Origin of the sequence: Pseudomonas sp. GV085 (assembly GCF_003050925.1) — a bacterium.
Taxonomy (GTDB): domain Bacteria; phylum Pseudomonadota; class Gammaproteobacteria; order Pseudomonadales; family Pseudomonadaceae; genus Aquipseudomonas.
Window position 1 is genome coordinate 163,164 of record NZ_QAOV01000010.1, and the last position, 17,456, is coordinate 180,619.

The 17,456-nt window shown below is 60.1% G+C and carries 15 protein-coding genes; 10 read left to right on the forward strand and 5 right to left on the reverse strand.

Going from position 1 to position 17,456, the window contains the following annotated elements:
- Positions 1-73: 73 nt before the first annotated feature.
- Together C8K63_RS21055 and C8K63_RS21060 are read left to right on the forward strand one after the other, a co-directional pair.
- Positions 74-2,560 carry a circularly permuted type 2 ATP-grasp protein gene (locus tag C8K63_RS21055; RefSeq protein ID WP_108218429.1) on the forward strand — a complete coding sequence of 829 codons (2,487 nt, stop codon included), beginning with the start codon at positions 74-76 and terminating at the stop codon, positions 2,558-2,560.
- Entirely contained in the window at positions 2,560-3,450 is an 891-nt protein-coding gene (locus C8K63_RS21060; protein ID WP_108218430.1) for a transglutaminase family protein, read from the forward strand. Before C8K63_RS21055 ends, C8K63_RS21060 begins: the two co-directional genes overlap by 1 nt.
- 154 nt (positions 3,451-3,604) lie before the next feature.
- Here the strand turns inward: C8K63_RS21060 and C8K63_RS21065 are convergent, their stop codons facing one another.
- A complete protein-coding gene (locus C8K63_RS21065) occupies positions 3,605-3,796 on the reverse strand; it encodes a hypothetical protein (protein WP_108218431.1) in 192 nt (63 codons plus the stop codon).
- Between the two features lie 68 nt (positions 3,797-3,864).
- Positions 3,865-4,452 carry a TIGR00730 family Rossman fold protein gene (locus C8K63_RS21070; protein ID WP_108218432.1) on the reverse strand — a complete coding sequence of 196 codons (588 nt, stop codon included), beginning with the start codon at positions 4,450-4,452 and terminating at the stop codon, positions 3,865-3,867.
- A 343-nt stretch (positions 4,453-4,795) separates the two neighbouring features.
- Here C8K63_RS21070 and azu point away from each other — a divergent pair, with 343 nt between their 5' ends.
- Positions 4,796-5,242 (forward strand): azurin, encoded by a 447-nt coding sequence (gene azu, locus C8K63_RS21075; RefSeq protein ID WP_108218433.1) that lies wholly within the window; start codon positions 4,796-4,798, stop codon positions 5,240-5,242.
- 151 nt (positions 5,243-5,393) lie between these two features.
- On the opposite strand, the gene nadE is transcribed toward azu, so the two are convergent.
- The 3 genes from nadE to C8K63_RS21090 form a co-directional block, all read right to left on the reverse strand.
- Positions 5,394-6,221 carry an ammonia-dependent NAD(+) synthetase gene (gene nadE / locus C8K63_RS21080; protein WP_108218434.1) on the reverse strand — a complete coding sequence of 276 codons (828 nt, stop codon included), beginning with the start codon at positions 6,219-6,221 and terminating at the stop codon, positions 5,394-5,396.
- Positions 6,222-6,225: 4 nt separating this feature from the next.
- Entirely contained in the window at positions 6,226-7,452 is a 1,227-nt protein-coding gene (pncB, locus tag C8K63_RS21085) for a nicotinate phosphoribosyltransferase (protein WP_108218435.1), read from the reverse strand.
- Positions 7,453-7,657: 205 nt separating this feature from the next.
- Entirely contained in the window at positions 7,658-8,569 is a 912-nt protein-coding gene (locus tag C8K63_RS21090; protein ID WP_108218436.1) for a LysR family transcriptional regulator, read from the reverse strand.
- 174 nt (positions 8,570-8,743) lie between these two features.
- On the opposite strand from C8K63_RS21090, the gene C8K63_RS21095 reads away from it, so the two are divergent.
- The 7 genes from C8K63_RS21095 (at position 8,744) to C8K63_RS21125 (ending at position 17,193) form a co-directional block, all read left to right on the forward strand.
- A complete protein-coding gene (locus C8K63_RS21095) occupies positions 8,744-10,234 on the forward strand; it encodes an aldehyde dehydrogenase family protein (protein WP_108218437.1) in 1,491 nt (496 codons plus the stop codon).
- Positions 10,235-10,387: 153 nt separating this feature from the next.
- Complete coding sequence (locus tag C8K63_RS21100; RefSeq protein WP_108218438.1) at positions 10,388-11,671, forward strand: FAD-binding oxidoreductase; 1,284 nt, start codon at positions 10,388-10,390, stop codon at positions 11,669-11,671.
- 363 nt (positions 11,672-12,034) lie between these two features.
- Positions 12,035-13,168 carry a branched-chain amino acid ABC transporter substrate-binding protein gene (locus tag C8K63_RS21105; RefSeq protein WP_108218439.1) on the forward strand — a complete coding sequence of 378 codons (1,134 nt, stop codon included), beginning with the start codon at positions 12,035-12,037 and terminating at the stop codon, positions 13,166-13,168.
- Between the two features lie 238 nt (positions 13,169-13,406).
- Entirely contained in the window at positions 13,407-14,321 is a 915-nt protein-coding gene (locus C8K63_RS21110) for a branched-chain amino acid ABC transporter permease LivH (RefSeq protein ID WP_108218440.1), read from the forward strand.
- 3 nt (positions 14,322-14,324) lie between these two features.
- On the forward strand, positions 14,325-15,608 hold the full coding sequence (gene livM, locus C8K63_RS21115; protein ID WP_108218441.1) for a high-affinity branched-chain amino acid ABC transporter permease LivM: 1,284 nt from the start codon (positions 14,325-14,327) through the stop codon (positions 15,606-15,608).
- Positions 15,605-16,480: an ABC transporter ATP-binding protein gene (locus C8K63_RS21120; RefSeq protein WP_008001872.1), complete on the forward strand. Its 876-nt coding sequence runs from the start codon at positions 15,605-15,607 to the stop codon at positions 16,478-16,480. The genes livM and C8K63_RS21120 overlap by 4 nt, the downstream gene beginning before the upstream one ends.
- Positions 16,477-17,193, forward strand: coding sequence for an ABC transporter ATP-binding protein (locus tag C8K63_RS21125; RefSeq protein WP_007991194.1), 717 nt, complete (start codon positions 16,477-16,479; stop codon positions 17,191-17,193). Before C8K63_RS21120 ends, C8K63_RS21125 begins: the two co-directional genes overlap by 4 nt.
- Positions 17,194-17,456: the final 263 nt, after the last annotated feature.

Below are 17,456 nucleotides of genomic sequence, written 5' to 3' on the forward strand. Positions count from 1 at the left end.
CGGATTTTACGTATATCCGAGCGTCACGAGCCTGCGTTAGTCTGACCGTTCATTGCTGTCTGCCGAGCTTTCCATGCCTGACCTGCTAGACCGCTACCCGCTGACGGCGGGCACCTATCATGAACTGCTCGACGACAGTGGCGCCGTGCGCCCGCACTGGCGCCGGCTTTTCGAGCAGTTGCAACGCAGCACGTCGGCGCAACTGGTGCAGCGTCAGGCCCTGCTGACCCGGCAAATCCAGGAGAACGGCGTTACCTATAACGTTTATGCCGATCCCAAAGGCGCTGACCGACCCTGGGAACTGGACCTGCTGCCCCATGTCATTGCCGCCGAGGAGTGGGAGCACCTGGCGGCCGGCATCGCGCAACGGGCCAGGTTGCTCAATGCCGTGCTGGCTGACCTTTACGGTCCGCAACGGCTGATTGCCGAAGGTCTTTTGCCCGCCGAGCTGGTGTTCGGTCACAACAACTTCCTTTGGCCCTGTCAGGGCGTCAGCCCGCCTGACGGAGCTTTTCTGCATCTGTATGCCGTGGATCTGGCGCGCACCCCCGATGGCCGCTGGTGGGTGACGGCGGATCGTACCCAGGCGCCTTCGGGAGCCGGGTATGCGCTGGAAAACCGCACGATTGTGTCCCGGGCCTTTCCCGAGCTGTACCGCGATCTGAAGGTGCAGCACCTGGCCGGGTTCTTTCGCACCTTGCAGGAAACCCTGGCTCGTCAGGCCCCGAGTGACGGGGACGCGCCATTGGTCGTGCTGCTGACGCCGGGGCGTTTCAACGAAAGCTATTTCGAACATTTGTACCTCGCTCGCCAGCTCGGCTATCCACTGGTGGAGGGCGGTGACCTGACGGTGCGCGATGCGACGGTCTACCTGAAGACCCTGAGTGGTCTGTGCCGGGTGCACGTGATCATGCGTCGGCTCGACGATGATTTCTGCGACCCGCTGGAGCTGCGTACCGACTCAGCCCTCGGCGTGCCGGGCCTGCTTGAGGCCGTGCGGCAGGGGCGGGTGCTGGTGGCCAATGCTCTGGGCAGCGGTGTGCTGGAATCCCCCGGCCTATTGGGGTTCCTGCCGAAGATCAATCAATTCCTGTTCGGCGAAGAACTGATCCTGCCGTCCATCGCCACCTGGTGGTGCGGCGAAGCGCCGGTATTGGCCCAGGCCCTGGAAAAGCTGCCGGAGCTGTTGATCAAACCGGCATTTCCGTCCCAGAGCTTTGCACCGGTATTTGGCCGTGACTTGAGTGAAAAACAGCGCGAGGAACTCGCCGAACGCATGCAGGCACGGCCATACGCTTATGTGGCGCAAGAACTCGCGCAATTATCCCAGGCGCCGATCTGGCAAGCCGAAGACGGTCAACTGCAACCCCGTGCCATCGGCATGCGCGTGTACGCGGTGGCCAGCCGCGAGGGCTATCGGGTGCTGCCCGGTGGCTTGACCCGGGTCGCCGCCGATGCCGATGCCGAAGTGGTGTCGATGCAGCGCGGCGGCGCCAGCAAGGACACCTGGGTGCTGGGCGAGCGTGCGCCCAGCGGCGAACAATGGAAGGCCCAGCGCAACATCGGCGTGCATGATCTGGTGCGGCGCGATCCGTACCTGCCGTCGCGAGTGGTGGAAAACCTGTTCTGGTTCGGTCGTTACTGCGAACGTTGCGACGACAGTGCCCGTTTGCTGCGCATCATGCTGGCGCGCTATATCGACGGCGACGACCCGCAAGCCCTGCAGGCCGCGGTGGATCTCGGCGAACGGCTGATGTTGTTGCCCGATGAGGGCGAATTGCCGGAGCGCCTGTTGGCGGCGCTGCTTGGCGATGACTGGCCGTTCAGCCTGCGTTCCAACCTGCAACGCTTGCAGTGGGCTGCTTCACAGGTGCGCGGCAAACTCTCGCGGGAAAACTGGCAGGCACTGGTGGAGTTGCAGCGTGAAGCCATGGAGCTGGAAACCGAAGAGCCGGATTTCGGCGAGTTGCTGGATTTCCTCAACCGTCTGGTGATGTCCCTGGCGGCACTGTCCGGCTTTGCCCTGGACGACATGACCCGGGACGAAGGCTGGCGTTTCCTGATGATTGGCCGGCGGCTCGAGCGTCTGCAGTTTCTCAGCGGCAGCCTGGCGGCGTTCCTGCGGGGCGCCGGGGCATTCGATCAGGCCGGGCTGGAGTGGTTGCTGGAACTGGGCAACAGCAGTATCACCTATCGTTCTCGATACCTGGCGGTGGCGCAGCTGATCCCGGTGCTCGACCTGCTGTTGCTCGACGAGCAGAACCCTCACGCCGTGTTGTTCCAGTTGAAACTGGTGACCCGCACCCTCAAACGGCTCAATGATGACTTTGGTGTACCGCGTGAAGCAGCGCTGCCGCAATTGGTAGCGCGTCTGGCGCGATTCGATCTGGGCTGCCTGGAAAATCCGCTGTTCGGCGACGCGAGTGTTCGCGCCGCCATCGAGGGGCTGGCCGCATTGTTACAGGAGGTCGCTGACGTCAGCGGGCAAGTTTCCGATCGCCTGGCGCTGCGGCATTTCGCCCATGTCGATGATGTCAGCCAGCGCACGGTGTCCGTCTGATGAGCGCCCACTACCAGATTTTCCACGACACCCATTATCACTACGACAGCCCGGTGTCCCTGGCCCAGCAACTGGCGCATTTGTGGCCACGGCCTTGTGCCTGGCAGCGCTGTACCGACCGGCAATTGCAGATCAGTCCACAGCCGACCTCGCGTCGCGATGAACTGGATGTGTTCGGCAATCCGCTGACCCGGCTGGCGTTCGAGCGTCCCCACGATGAATTGCTGGTCAACGCCAGCCTCACGATCGAAGTGTTGCCCCGGCCTGTGCTGGACTTCAATCGGTCTGCGACGTGGGAAAACACTCGAAGCGCACTGACCTACAGCAGCCAACCGCTGTCCCCCGAATTGCTCGAAGCCTGCCGATACCGGTTTGAATCGCCGTATGTGCATTTGAAGAGAAACTTCGTCGAGTTCTCGCAAAGCTGTTTTCCGCCCGGTCGACCGTTACTGCTCGGCGTGCAGGCGCTGATGGAGAAAATCTTCAGCGAGTTCACCTTCGATGCCGAGGCGACCCAGGTGGCGACGCCGCTGGTGGAGGTGCTGGAGAGCCGACGCGGGGTCTGCCAGGACTTTGCTCACCTGATGCTCGCTTGCGTGCGTTCCAGAGGATTGGCGGCGCGCTACGTCAGCGGCTACCTGCTGACCCAGCCACCGCCGGGGCAGCCGCGATTGATCGGTGCCGATGCGTCCCACGCCTGGGTTTCGGTGTTTTGCCCGGTGCTGGGATGGGTGGATTTCGATCCGACCAACAATGTGCAACCGGCGCTGGAGCACATCACCCTGGCCTGGGGCCGGGATTTTTCCGATGTGTCGCCGTTGCGGGGGGTGATTCTGGGAGGAGGGAGCCACGATCCGGAAGTGCGCGTCACAGTGATGCCACTGGATTAACGCAGGTCCCCTGTAGGAGCGAGCTTGCTCGCGAAAAACGATAGGGCACCGCGTTTCTCCCGGTTTCCCGCGTCATCGTTAACGACCATCGCGAGCAAGCTCGCTCCTACAGAGGATCCGGTGGGCCTGATCAGATCATCGGGCCCTGAGGGTCTCAGGCGTCGGGCGCCTGATCTTTCGGTGCTTCAACTTCACTTTCTGCGGCCACTTCACCTTCTGCTTCCGGGTTCAGTGCGGCTGCTTCTTCTTCAGCTGTAGCTTTCTTGCGCTGAAGCTTTTCCTCTTTCTTCTGCTCCTTGGCCAAGTCTCTCTGACGTTTGGCGAAGGAATAATTAGGTTTGGCCATGGGCGATCCTCTGGGGTCGAAGGTGAGGTTGAGCGGCGCATATTCTGCCCTGTATCGGTGCCAAGCCGTTAGCTGGGTTTTTGCTCGGCCCATTTTGGCGCTGTGGACGGTTGCCAGGCATCCAGAGCATCGAGCAGGGTTTGTGGCGATTCGCTCACTTGCAGCATGTCACGGTGCTGCCCGCGAACGAAGCCTTCGCCGACGATATGATCGAGAAAAGACGTCAATTTGCTGTAGAAACCGTTCACTTCCAGCAAACCCAGCGGTTTGCCGTGGTAGCCGAGCTGGCCCCAGGTCCAGACTTCAAACAGTTCTTCGAGGGTGCCAAGGCCACCGGGCAGTGCGATAAAGGCATCGCTGAGCTCGGCCATCCGCGCCTTGCGCGCGTGCATGCCATCGACGACTTCCAGGCGAGTCAGGCCACTGTGGCCGATTTCCTTATCCTTGAGGCTTTGGGGGATGATGCCGATCACTTCACCGCCGGCCGCCAGGGCCGCATCGGCGACGATGCCCATCAGGCCCACGGCGCCACCGCCATACACCAGGGTCAGCTTGCGCTCGGCCAACGCCCGGCCAAGAGCCACGGCTGCTTCGCGATAAGCCGGGTTGGTGCCGGTGCTGGCACCACAAAATACACAAACGGATGTTAAAGACATGCCTTGCTCCATGTTCGCTCAGGGCCACAGAGTAAAGGCAGGCGCACGGCACTCCAAGGGCTAGACTTGGTTTTCCGGGGTTTCGTACGTACCGCTGGCGCCGCAGGCGTAGGCGGCGAGCAAACTGCACAACAGGCTGTTGATCGACATGACAGGCGTTCCATTTGAAGGGGACGGCCTGATGATAGGCCCGGGCCAGACACTTGGCCGGTAGATATTTCGTATCGGCGTCATAGTCCAAAAGTTGTATACAATTTTTGATTCAAGTCATATGAACTTGCGAAGTTTTCAGGCAGTCTTCTGTTCGTTCGCGATTTCGTTAACCCTGCCTTGGAGATTCACCATGTTTGCCAAACTTGTTGCGGTATCCCTGTTGACACTGGCCAGCAGCCAATTGATGGCTGCCGAGTGCAAGACCACCATTGACTCCACCGATCAAATGTCCTTCAGCACCAAGGCCATTGAAATCGACAAGAGCTGCAAGACCTTCACTGTCGAGCTGACTCACACCGGCAGCTTGCCGAAGAACGTCATGGGCCATAACTGGGTGCTGAGTAAAGAAGCCGACATGCAGCCGATCGCCACCGACGGCCTGAGCGCTGGTATCGACAAGAACTACCTGAAAGAAGGCGACGCCCGCATCATCGCTCACACCAAGATCATCGGCGCTGGCGAGACAGACTCGGTGACCTTCGATGTGTCCAAGCTGGATGCCGCTGAAAAATATGGCTTCTTCTGCTCGTTTCCGGGCCACATCTCGATGATGAAAGGCACCGTGACCCTGAAGTAATCGAATCGCAGTCATAAAAAAAGCGTCCGTAGTGGACGCTTTTTTTTGCACTTGTAGGAGCTGCTGCAGGCTGCGATCTTTTGATCTTGAACATCAAAAGATCGCAGCCTCGTTTTACTCGACGGCTCCTACACGCTCCTGCGCGCAGGCGTTACGGCGCAAACGGCATCACGCGCTTGTGATGGGTCTTGTTGTACGTATCGACGATGATATTGAACGCCTCTTCACGCACCGGGTTGCCATGCAGGAATGCATCGATCTCGGCATAAGTCACGCCGTGGGAGGCTTCGTCCGGTTTGCCGGGTGACAGGTCTTCCAGATCGGCGGTCGGGACTTTCTCCACCAGCGACTCCGGCGCGCCGAAGCTGCGGGCGATGGCGCGGACCTGGTTTTTCACCAGGCCACTCAGTGGTGCCAGGTCGCAGGCGCCGTCACCGAATTTGGTGAAGAAACCCATCACCGCTTCCGCCGCGTGATCGGTGCCGATCACCAGGCCCTGGGTTGCGCCGGCGATGGTGTACTGGGCGACCATGCGCATGCGCGCCTTGGTGTTGCCGAGCACGAAGTCCACCGACACCGCATGTTTGCCTTCGAAGGCCGCCACTTCATTGGCCAGGGATTTGACCGCCGGGCCGATGTTCACGGTGTGGCGCTCGTCCGGTTTGATGAAGTCCACCGACGCCTGGGCGTCGTGCTCATCGAACTGGGTTTCGTAGGGCAGGCGCACGGCGATGAACTTATAGGCGGCATCACCGCTGCGCTGGCGCAGTTCACGGACGGCCCGTTGGGCCAGCAGGCCGGCGGTCAGGGAGTCGACACCGCCACTGATGCCCAGTACCAGGGTCTTGAGCCCGGAGTTGACCAGGCAGTCCTGAATGAAGGTCACCCGCCGGGCGACTTCGGCCTCAAGGGCGGCTTTGTCGGCGAATGGCGGCTGGACCTTGAGCTGTTCAGCAATCTCACGCTGTACGGCTTGCATGAATTCACTCCTTGTTTGATGTACTTGAAAGGGCGGCAGGAACCTGGAAAACGTGTCGCAGGTAAGCGACGAAATTCGGGTCTTTGCAGTGTGTCTTGCCTGGCTCGTCGGAGATCTTCGCCACCGGCTGGCCGTTGCAGGCGGCCATTTTAAGCACGATGTTCATCGGTTCGACACCCGGAATATCACAGGTCAGGTTGGTGCCGATGCCGAAGCTGACATTGATCCGACCGCGCAGCGCCCGGAATATCTCCAGGGACTTGGGCAGGGTCAGGCTGTCGGAGAACGTCAGTGTCTTGCTCATCGGGTCGATGCCGAGCTTGTGATAGTGGGCGATGGCTTTTTCCGCCCACAATACCGGATCGCCTGAATCGTGGCGCAAACCGTCGAAAAGCTTGGCGAAAAACAGATCGAAATCGCCGAGGAAGGCATCAATGGTGATGCAGTCGGTCAGGGCAATCCCCAGCAGGCCACGGTATTCGCGGACCCAGCAATCGAGGGCGGCGATCTGGCTGTCGATCAGCCGTGGGCCGAGTTGCTGGTGCGCCATGATCCACTCGTGGGCCATGGTGCCCAGCGGTTTCATGTCCAGCTCCCGGGACAGATGCACGTTGCTGGTGCCGACGAAGCGTCCGGGGAAGTCATGCTTGAGCACATTCACCACTTCTTCCTGTACGCGATACGAGAAGCGACGGCGCGTGCCGAAATCGGCCACCTGCAATTCGGACAATTCATCGCTGCTGGCATTGGCACTCAGCCAGTCGAACTTGCGGTAGAGCTGCTCGCGGGCCTGCTCCAGTACGATTTCACGGTAGCGATAGCGGTTGCGCACCTCGCTGACCAGCGCCAGCAGCGGCACTTCGAACAGGATCACATGCAGCCAAGGGCCCCGCAGGCGGATAAACAGCTCACCGTTTTCGATGCCGGTGTGGATGTAGCGCAGGTTAAAGCGGAACAACCCGAGAAAGCGCAGGAAATCCGGCTTCAGGAAGCTGATGCGCTCCAGAAAGCTCAATTGATCGGCGCTCAGGCTCAGTTCGGCCAAGCGCTCGATCTGGAAGCGGATTTCCGCCAGGTAGGGGCACAAGTCCTCGCTGTTGCGGCAACGAAACTCCCATTCGACTTCGACGTTCGGGTAGTTGTGCAGCACCGCCTGCATCATCGTCAGTTTGTAGAAGTCGGTGTCGAGCAGGTTCTGCACGATGCGATCGGCAAACACACTCTCGCTCATAACGGGAATCTCCAGCGTTGCAGCGGTATTGAACAATGGCGTTAGTGGCGCATATCAGTAGCAAGGAATGCCAGCGATTTTTTGGCCGCTGCAATTCCCCTGTGGGAGCGAGCCTGCTCGCGAATGCGGTTTGTCAGTCACATTGATGCTGGATGTGCCGACGCCTTCGCGAGCAGGCTCGCTCCCACAAGGAATGCGCCAAGGCTCAATGTTGTGGGGCATCCGGATTGTCGATCTGCTCCAGCATCCACTTCACGAAGTCCCGCACTTTGGGCACTTCCGCCGAGTGCTCCGGGTATGCAAGGTAATAGGCGTCCGTGCTGGGCATTGCATGCTGCCAGGGAATGACCAGCTTGCCGTCAGCCAGTTCCTCTTCCACTAGAAAGCGCGGTAGCAACGCCACGCCGCAACCGACCTGGGCGGCGCGGATGCACATGTAAAAGGTTTCGAAACGCGGACCGTGGTAGCTGTGCTCGGTGTGGTAGCCCTGATGCTCGAACCAGTCGTGCCAGGCCTGGGGGCGGGAGGCGTTTTGCAGCAGTACCAGATCGGACAGTTGCGTCGGATCGGTGAACGGTTGGGCAGGCAGGCTGCCCGGGGCGCATACCGGCACCAGCTCTTCGCCGAACAGCTTCAGGCATTCGGTGCCGGGTCGCGAGCCCTGGCCGAAGTAGAACGCCAGATCGCTGCGACCTTGCAACAGGTCGTCGGCCTCCTGTTCGCTGCACAGGTCCAGGTGGATCGACGGGTGCCGCAGACGCCAGCCTTTCAGGCGCGGCACCAGCCAGCGTGCGCCGAAGGTGGGAGGCGTCGAAACCCGCAGGACTTCTGTTTCGCCACCGTAGGAACGCAGGTAATGGGTCGACATCTCGACCTGCGTGAGGATTTTTCGCACCTCAACCAGATACAGATCGCCCGCCGGCGTCATCTGCAGGCGGCGGCGCACCCGGCGAAACAGCAGGTGTTGCAACAGCTCTTCGAGTTGCGCAACCTGTTTGCTCACGGCGCTTTGGGTCAGGTTCAACTCTTCGGCGGCCCGGGTGAAGCTCAAGTGCCGGGTGACGGCCTCGAAGCACTGCAACGCAGCGATCGATGGCAAGTAGCGTTTATTCAGCATGGGCGGTCCTTGGTTCTTGTTTCTTATTGCCAGCAATGCACAGCATGAATAAACGGAATGATATCTCTCTTAATGGTCGTTTGTTGAGTAACCTCCGGACAGCTAAAACTACAGGTCTGATCAGCCGTGAATTTCCGGCTGCACGTGTTCTGTCTTTTGCTTGAGGAGTGACCCATGGTTGCCGCATTGCTTGATCGTCTAGGTGTGAACCCGGCCCTGTACCAGAATGGCAAAGTGCCGGTGCATTCGCCGATCGATGGCAGCAGGATCGCTGCCGTGAACTGGGAAGGCGCTGCTGAAGTCGAGCAGCACATCAGTCGCGCAGATCATGCGTTCGAACTCTGGCGCAAGGTTCCGGCGCCGCGCCGTGGCGAACTGGTGCGACAACTGGGTGACATCCTGCGTGAATACAAGGCCGACCTCGGCGAGCTGGTGTCCTGGGAGGCTGGCAAGATCACCCAGGAAGGCCTGGGTGAAGTTCAGGAAATGATCGACATCTGCGACTTCGCCGTCGGTCTGTCGCGCCAGTTGTACGGCTTGACCATCGCCTCCGAGCGTCCAGGCCATCACATGCGTGAAACCTGGCATCCGCTGGGCGTCGTCGGCGTGATCAGCGCATTCAACTTCCCGGTCGCGGTCTGGGCCTGGAACGCCACGCTGGCACTGGTCTGCGGCAACCCGGTGATCTGGAAACCGTCGGAAAAGACTCCACTGACCGCACTGGCTTGCCAGGCGCTGTTCGATCGTGTGCTGAAGAACTTCAGCGATGCGCCACCGCACCTGAGCCAGGTGATCGTTGGCGGTCGCGATGCCGGCGAAGCCCTGGTCGATGATCCGCGTGTCGCGCTGGTCAGTGCCACCGGCAGCACCCGCATGGGCCGTGAAGTGGCGCCGAAAATCGCCGCACGTTTCGCCCGTAGCATCCTGGAGCTGGGCGGCAACAACGCAATGATCCTCGGCCCAAGCGCCGACCTGGACATGGCCGTTCGCGCGATCCTGTTCAGTGCCGTCGGCACCGCCGGTCAGCGCTGCACCACCCTGCGTCGCCTGATTGCCCATGAGTCGGTAAAAGAAGAAATCGTCACCCGCCTGAAAGCCGCGTACTCGAAAGTACGTATCGGCCATCCGCTGGAAGGCAACCTGATCGGCCCGCTGATCGACAAGCAAAGCTTCGACAACATGCAGGACGCGCTGGAACAGGCCTTGAGCGAAGGCGGCCGGGTGTTTGGCGGTGAGCGTCAGCTGCAAGGCAAGTTCCCGAATGCCTACTACGTGTCGCCGGCCATCGTCGAAATGCCGGAGCAGAGCGATGTGGTGTGCCACGAAACCTTCGCCCCGATCCTGTACGTGGTTGGCTACAGCGATTTCCAGGAAGCCCTGCGCCTGAACAACGCCGTACCACAAGGCCTGTCCTCGTGCATCTTCACCACCGACGTGCGTGAAGCCGAGCAGTTCATGTCGGCGGTGGGCAGCGACTGTGGCATCGCCAACGTCAATATCGGCCCGAGCGGCGCTGAAATCGGTGGTGCATTTGGTGGCGAGAAAGAAACCGGCGGTGGTCGTGAATCCGGCTCCGATGCATGGCGCGGCTACATGCGCCGCCAGACCAACACCGTGAACTATTCGCTGGAGTTGCCGTTGGCGCAGGGTATTACGTTCGATTGATTCTCTAATCGAACAACATTCCCTTGTAGGAGCGAGCTCGCTCGCGAAAAACGTCAGGACAACGCGTTTATGCAGCAAGCACGCGTTATCGTTGACGTCCATCGCGAGCAAGCTCGCTCCTACAGTTTGTTAGGTTTCTGTTGGAGTCTGGCAATGCCGTTACGCGAAGAGTGTCTGTGGGAAAAACTGACGCCGCAAAGGCCGGACAATTCGGCCCTCAAGGGGGAGGTCAAAGTGGATGTCTGCGTCATCGGCGCCGGTTTTACCGGTTTGTCGGCGGCGGTGCATCTGCTGGAACAAGGCAAGACCGTTTGTGTGCTGGAGGCCCATCGCGCCGGCCACGGTGGTTCAGGGCGTAACGTCGGGCTGGTCAACGCCGGGATGTGGATTCCACCGGACGAGATCGAAGCCGGGTTTGGCACGCAAGTCGGCAGTCAGCTCAACCGCATGCTGGGTGCGGCACCATCCCTGGTGTTCAGCCTGGTGGACAAGTACGACATCGATTGCCAGTTGCGCCGCGAAGGCACGCTGCACATGGCGCACAACGCCCGTGGGGAAGCCGACTTGCGCAGTCGTGAAGAACAATGGAAACGCCGCGGGGCGCCGGTGGAATTGCTCACTGGCCAGGCCTGCGAACAAGCGACGGGCACGAAAAAGATCGCCGCCGCGCTGCTCGATCGCCGCGCCGGCACGCTCAACCCGATGGCCTACACCACGGGGCTGGCCAAAGCGACCATCGGCCTGGGCGGTCAATTGTTCGATCATTCCCCGGTCACCCGACTCGAACGTCAGGGCCAGCGTTGGTCAGTGCAAACCGCCCAGGGTTCGGTCATGGCTGAGAAAGTGGTGATTGCCTCCAATGCCTACACCGAAGGCGACTGGACGGAGCTGCGGCGCAATTTCTTCCCTGGGTATTACTACCAGGTGGCTTCGGCCCCGCTGACTGAAGAGGCTGCCCGGCAAATTCTTCCCGGCGGCCAGGGTTCCTGGGACACCCGCCAGGTATTGAGCAGTATTCGTCGGGATAAAGACGGACGCCTGCTGCTGGGCAGTCTCGGTAATGGCAATCAGAAACCGGCCTGGTTTCTCAAGGCCTGGGCCGACCGGGTACAGCAACACTATTTCCCGTACCTCAAACCGGTGGAGTGGGAGTGCACCTGGACCGGTTGCATCGCCTTTACCCCCGATCATTTGATGCGCCTGTTCGAACCAGCGCCCGGTTTGGTGGCAGTCACCGGCTACAACGGGCGGGGCGTGACCACGGGAACGGTGGTCGGCAAGGCCTTCGCCGATTACCTGTGTAACGGAAATCCTCAAGCGCTACCGATTCCTTTCGCGCCCATGCAGCCATTGGCCGGGGTGGGGTTGCGCAGCTGTCTGTATGAGGCGGGATTCTCGCTGTATCACGCAGGCCAGTGCCTGCGGATCGTGATCTGAAGGTTGATTTTTGCAGTGGGAAGCGGCGCTTTTTCGATCTGCGGCTAGCCTGTAGTGGTGCGGGTTGTAGCAGTCCCGCACCAGCAGTGTGCACTTCGGTGACGCACGATGTTACAGGCTGGTTGCACGTCGTTTAAAGCCGCGGTTGCAATGATGGCGCAGGCGGGTTGCGCCTCAAAAAAATAATGGTTCTACCTTCCGCGGTTTAGACGGTTGCACGCCCAATGAAAATGGGCCCGAAACAGTCGAAATAACAAGAAAGCAGCGACTTTTTTCAGAATAAAAAACCGATGGCACGGCCCTTGCTCTGAGCATTCAGTGAAGTCGCAGTGCCAATTAAAAAAAACCATGGAGCACCACCTCATGTCCCAGACGTTTTACAAGAAAGGCTTTCTGGCCCTCGCAGTGGCAACTGCGCTGGGTGTTTCTGCGTTTGCTCAGGCTGACATCAAGATCGGCGTAGCGGGACCAATGACAGGCGCCAACGCGGCATTTGGCGAACAGTACATGAAGGGTGCACAGGCGGCGGCCGACGCGGTCAACGCAGCGGGCGGCGTGAACGGGGAAAAAATCGTACTGGTCAAGGGCGATGACGCCTGCGAACCGAAGCAGGCCGTGACAGTCGCCAAGGACCTGACCGAAAAGAAAGTCGTTGGTGTGGTAGGCCATTTCTGCTCCTCGTCGACCATCCCGGCCTCCGAGATCTACGACGAAGCCGGCATCATCACGATCACCCCGGGTTCCACCAACCCCAAGGTCACCGAGCGCGGCCTGAGTGCCATGTTCCGCATGTGCGGGCGTGACGACCAGCAAGGTATCGTGGCTGGCGACTATGTCGTCGACGTGCTCAAGGGCAAGAAAGTCGCCGTACTGCACGACAAGGACACCTACGGTCAGGGTCTGGCGGACGCCACCAAGGCTCAGTTGGAAAAACGCGGCGTGAAGCCTGTGCTGTACGAGGGTCTGACCCGCGGCGAGAAAGACTTCAGTGCCGTCGTCACCAAGATCCGTGCGGCCGGTGCCGACGTAGTCTACTTCGGCGGCTTGCACCCGGAAGCCGGTCCACTGGTTCGGCAGCTGCGTGAACAGGGCCTCAAAGACGTCAAGTTCATGTCCGATGACGGCATCGTGACTGACGAACTGGTGACCACCGCCGGTGGCCCACAGAACGTTGATGGCGTACTGATGACCTTCGGCGCCGACCCACGCCTGCTGCCAGACAGCAAGACCGTGGTAGACGCTTTCCGCAAGGCCGGCACCGAACCTGAAGGCTACACCCTGTACGCCTACGCATCGGTCCAGACCCTCGCTGCCGCCTTCAACGGCGCCAAGTCCAACAAGGGCGAAGACGCTGCTGCCTGGCTGAAGAAGAACCCGGTCAAGACCGTCATGGGCGAGAAGACCTGGGACAGCAAGGGTGACCTGAAAGTCTCCGACTACGTGGTTTACCAGTGGGACAAGGAAGGCAAATACCACCAGCTGGAAACACAGAAGTAAGGGCTGACTCAATCGGGTGCCCTCCAGATCCCTTGCAGGAGCGGGCTTGCCTACGAAGGCGGACATGCAGACGACAACCTGGTCGAATGTTCAACCGCTTTCGCTGGCAAGCCAGCTCCTACAGGGGGCGGTGGTGGCCTGCCTGATCGTGGCTGACATTGCTCCGACGTAAATCTGTATTTTCCTTAGAAGAACCGCACAGCCACATGTGCAGGTTCTCATTGCGTGAGATTGCGTTATGGATGGTATTTTCCTGCAGCAACTGGTCAACGGCCTGACCCTAGGGTCGGTCTATGGCCTGATCGCCATCGGCTACACAATGGTCTATGGCATCATCGGCATGATCAACTTCGCCCACGGCGAGGTTTACATGATTTCCGCTTACCTCGCGGCAATCAGTCTGGCTCTGCTGGCATACTTCGGTATTGAATCCTTCCCTCTGTTGATGCTCGGCACACTGATCTTCACCATCGTCGTCACGGCAGTGTATGGCTGGGTCATCGAGCGTGTTGCCTACAAACCCCTGCGTAACTCCACCCGACTGGCCCCACTGATCAGCGCCATCGGCATCTCGCTGATCCTGCAAAACTATGCACAGATCGCCCAGGGTGCCCGCCAACAAGGCGTTCCGACACTGCTGACGGGTGCATGGCGAGTAGACGTCGGGACCGGCTTCGTCCAGCTCACTTACACCAAGATCTTCATTCTGGTCGCAGCGTTTGTCGGGATGGGCCTGCTGACCTATGTCATCAAGTACACCAAGCTCGGCCGCATGTGCCGCGCGACCCAACAAGACCGCAAGATGGCCTCGATCCTGGGGATCAACACCGACCGCATCATTTCGTATGTGTTCATCATTGGTGCAGCGATGGCGGCCCTGGCCGGCGTGCTGATCACCATGAACTACGGCACGTTCGACTTCTATGCAGGCTTTGTCATCGGCATCAAGGCGTTCACCGCCGCGGTGCTCGGCGGGATTGGCTCGCTACCCGGCGCCATGCTCGGCGGGATCATCCTCGGCATCTCCGAGTCGCTGTTCTCCGGTCTGGTCAACTCGGACTACAAAGACGTCTTCAGCTTCTCGCTGCTGGTTCTCGTTCTGGTCTTTCGGCCCCAAGGCCTGCTCGGCCGTCCTCTTGTGTCGAAGGTGTAAGCGATGTCTTCAACCACTGAAAAAACCATTGATATCAAAAGAAGCCTGGTTGACGCGATTCTTGCCGGCCTCGTGGCCCTGATTGTGTTCGGCCCGATTGTCGGCATCGTCCTCGACGGCTACGGCTTCAACTTGCAGCCCACTCGCGTGGCCTGGATTGTCGCTATTGTCATGGCCGGTCGTTTTGCCTTGAGCCTGTTCCTGCAAACCCCAAAGGGCCTGAGAATTCTCGAGGGCTTTGAAACCACCGGCTCCGGGGTTCATGTACTGGCGCCTGACTACAAATCCCGGTTGCGCTGGATCATCCCGCTGCTGATTGTCATCGCCGTGGTGTTCCCGTTTTTCTCCAACTCCTACCTGCTGGGCGTGGTCATCCTCGGGCTGATCTACGTATTGCTGGGGCTGGGTTTGAACATTGTGGTCGGCCTGGCCGGCCTGCTCGACCTGGGTTACGTGGCGTTCTACGCCATCGGCGCCTACGGCCTGGCGCTCGGTTATCAATACCTGGGGTTGGGTTTCTGGACGGTGTTGCCACTGGCGGCGATCACCGCCGGCCTGGCCGGTTGCATCCTCGGTTTCCCGGTGCTGCGCCTGCACGGTGACTACCTGGCGATCGTGACCCTGGGCTTCGGTGAAATCATTCGGTTGATCCTCAATAACTGGCTGTCCCTGACCGGCGGCCCGAATGGCATGGCAGCGCCGTTGCCAACCTTCTTCGGCATCGAGTTCGGAAAAAGGGCGAAAGAAGGCGGGGTGCCGTTCCATGAGTTCTTCGGTATCGCCTACAACCCTGACGTGAAGTACTACTTCATCTACGCCGTGTTGTTCCTGGTGGTCCTGGCCGTGCTGCACATCAAGCATCGCCTGACCCGCATGCCTGTCGGCCGCGCCTGGGAAGCCCTGCGCGAAGACGAAATTGCCTGCCGCTCCATGGGCCTGAACCACGTACTGGTCAAGCTCTCGGCATTCACCATCGGTGCTTCGACTGCCGGGCTGGCCGGAGTGTTCTTCGCCACTTACCAGGGCTTCGTCAATCCGACGTCGTTCACTTTCTTTGAGTCGGCGCTGATCCTTGCCATCGTAGTACTCGGCGGCATGGGCTCGACCATAGGTGTCGTCATCGCGGCATTCGTGCTGACCGTGGCTCCGGAACTGCTGCGTGGCTTCGCCGAATACCGCGTGCTGCTGTTCGGCATCCTGATGGTATTGATGATGATCTGGCGACCGCGCGGCCTGATTCGGATCAGCCGTACCGGTGTGACCCCGCGTAAAGGAGTAGCGCCATGAGCGAAGTCGTACTCAGTGTCGAAAAGCTGATGATGCACTTCGGCGGCATCAAGGCGTTGAACGACGTCAGCCTGAAAGTCCACCGCAATTCGATCTTCGCCCTGATCGGGCCCAATGGCGCCGGCAAAACCACGGTGTTCAACTGCCTGACCGGGTTCTACAAGGCCTCCGGCGGCAAAATCGAACTCAATGTGCGTGGTCAGCAGACGAACGTCATCAAATTGCTGGGTGAGTCGTTCAAGCCAACGGATTTCGTTTCGCCGAAATCCTTCGCCAGTCGGCTGTTCTACAAGGCGTTCGGCGGCACCCACCTGGTGAACCGCGCCGGACTGGCGCGTACGTTCCAGAACATTCGCCTGTTCAAGGAAATGTCGGTGCTGGAAAACCTGCTGGTGGCACAGCACATGTGGGTCAACCGCAGCATGCTGGCCGGCATCCTCAATACCAAGGGCTACCGCAAGGCCGAAAGCGATGCGCTGGACCACGCGTTCTACTGGCTGGAGGTGGTGGACCTGGTGGATTGCGCCAATCGCCTGGCCGGTGAACTGTCCTACGGCCAGCAACGCCGCCTGGAAATCGCCCGTGCCATGTGCACCCGTCCGCAGATCATCTGCCTTGACGAGCCGGCCGCCGGCCTCAACCCCCAGGAAACCGAAGCGCTGAGCGCGATGATCCGGCTGCTGCGCGACGAGCACGATCTGACCGTGGTGCTGATCGAACACGACATGGGCATGGTAATGAGCATTTCCGATCACATCGTGGTGCTGGACCACGGCATCGTCATCGCCGAGGGCGGACCCGATGCGATTCGTAACGACCCGAAAGTGATTGCGGCCTACCTGGGCGCCGATGAAGAGGAAGTGGTGCTATGAGCAAACCCATCCTCGAACTCAAGGAACTGGATGTGTTTTACGGGCCGATCCAGGCCCTGAAGAAAGTCTCGCTGCACATCAAGGAAGGGGAAACCGTCAGCCTGATCGGCTCCAACGGCGCCGGCAAGTCGACCCTGTTGATGTCGATCTTCGGCCAGCCGCGGGCGGCGGACGGGCAGATCCTCTATCAGGGTGTGGACATCACCCACAAGTCGTCCCACTACATCGCCTCCAACGGCATCGCGCAATCGCCGGAAGGGCGGCGGGTGTTTCCCGACATGACCGTCGAGGAGAACCTGCTGATGGGCACCATCCCTATCGGTGACAAGTACGCCAAGGAAGACATGCAACGCATGTTCGAGCTGTTCCCGCGGCTCGAAGAGCGGCGCACCCAGCGGGCGATGACCATGTCTGGCGGCGAGCAGCAAATGCTCGCCATCGCCCGGGCACTGATGAGCCGGCCCAAGTTGCTGCTGCTCGATGAGCCGAGCCTGGGTCTGGCGCCGATTGTGGTGAAACAGATCTTCGCGACACTGCGGGAACTGGCCAAGACCGGCATGACCATCTTTCTGGTGGAGCAGAACGCCAACCACGCCCTGCGGTTGTCGGACCGGGCGTACGTGATGGTCAACGGCGAAATCCGGATGACGGGTACCGGCAAAGAATTGCTGGTCAACGAGGACGTGCGTAACGCCTATCTCGGCGGGCACTGAGTTTCAGTGGTTATGCACAAGCCCCTGCGCGCAATCGCCGGGGCTTTTTTGTCTCTCAAATCCACCAATCCCCCTGTAGGAGCAGCCGGTCGACGCTCGATTGCTCGCGAAGGATTCAAGGGCAACGCGTTTTTCCAGAATGCGCGCGTTTTCGTTAACGTCCATCGCGAGCAAGCTCGCTCCTACAGAGTTTTGTGGCGGGCCCCGAGGAATTGTGGAAAACAATATTCCCAAGCTCGCAAAGCGCGACATAAAGCCGCTGC

Excerpts from the sequence above, each read along its gene's own strand:
- livM (WP_108218441.1), top strand. The coding sequence starts at position 14,325 with ATGTCTTCAACCACTGAAAAAACCATTGATATCAAAAGAAGCCTGGTT.
- C8K63_RS21070 (WP_108218432.1), bottom strand. The coding sequence starts at position 4,452 with ATGTCTTTAACATCCGTTTGTGTATTTTGTGGTGCCAGCACCGGCACC.
- C8K63_RS21095 (WP_108218437.1), top strand. The coding sequence starts at position 8,744 with ATGGTTGCCGCATTGCTTGATCGTCTAGGTGTGAACCCGGCCCTGTAC.
- C8K63_RS21055 (WP_108218429.1), top strand. The coding sequence starts at position 74 with ATGCCTGACCTGCTAGACCGCTACCCGCTGACGGCGGGCACCTATCAT.
- C8K63_RS21120 (WP_008001872.1), top strand. The coding sequence starts at position 15,605 with ATGAGCGAAGTCGTACTCAGTGTCGAAAAGCTGATGATGCACTTCGGC.
- C8K63_RS21060 (WP_108218430.1), top strand. The coding sequence starts at position 2,560 with ATGAGCGCCCACTACCAGATTTTCCACGACACCCATTATCACTACGAC.
- azu (WP_108218433.1), top strand. The coding sequence starts at position 4,796 with ATGTTTGCCAAACTTGTTGCGGTATCCCTGTTGACACTGGCCAGCAGC.
- C8K63_RS21065 (WP_108218431.1), bottom strand. The coding sequence starts at position 3,796 with ATGGCCAAACCTAATTATTCCTTCGCCAAACGTCAGAGAGACTTGGCC.
- pncB (WP_108218435.1), bottom strand. The coding sequence starts at position 7,452 with ATGAGCGAGAGTGTGTTTGCCGATCGCATCGTGCAGAACCTGCTCGAC.
- C8K63_RS21090 (WP_108218436.1), bottom strand. The coding sequence starts at position 8,569 with ATGCTGAATAAACGCTACTTGCCATCGATCGCTGCGTTGCAGTGCTTC.
- C8K63_RS21100 (WP_108218438.1), top strand. The coding sequence starts at position 10,388 with ATGCCGTTACGCGAAGAGTGTCTGTGGGAAAAACTGACGCCGCAAAGG.
- nadE (WP_108218434.1), bottom strand. The coding sequence starts at position 6,221 with ATGCAAGCCGTACAGCGTGAGATTGCTGAACAGCTCAAGGTCCAGCCG.
- C8K63_RS21105 (WP_108218439.1), top strand. The coding sequence starts at position 12,035 with ATGTCCCAGACGTTTTACAAGAAAGGCTTTCTGGCCCTCGCAGTGGCA.
- C8K63_RS21110 (WP_108218440.1), top strand. The coding sequence starts at position 13,407 with ATGGATGGTATTTTCCTGCAGCAACTGGTCAACGGCCTGACCCTAGGG.
- C8K63_RS21125 (WP_007991194.1), top strand. The coding sequence starts at position 16,477 with ATGAGCAAACCCATCCTCGAACTCAAGGAACTGGATGTGTTTTACGGG.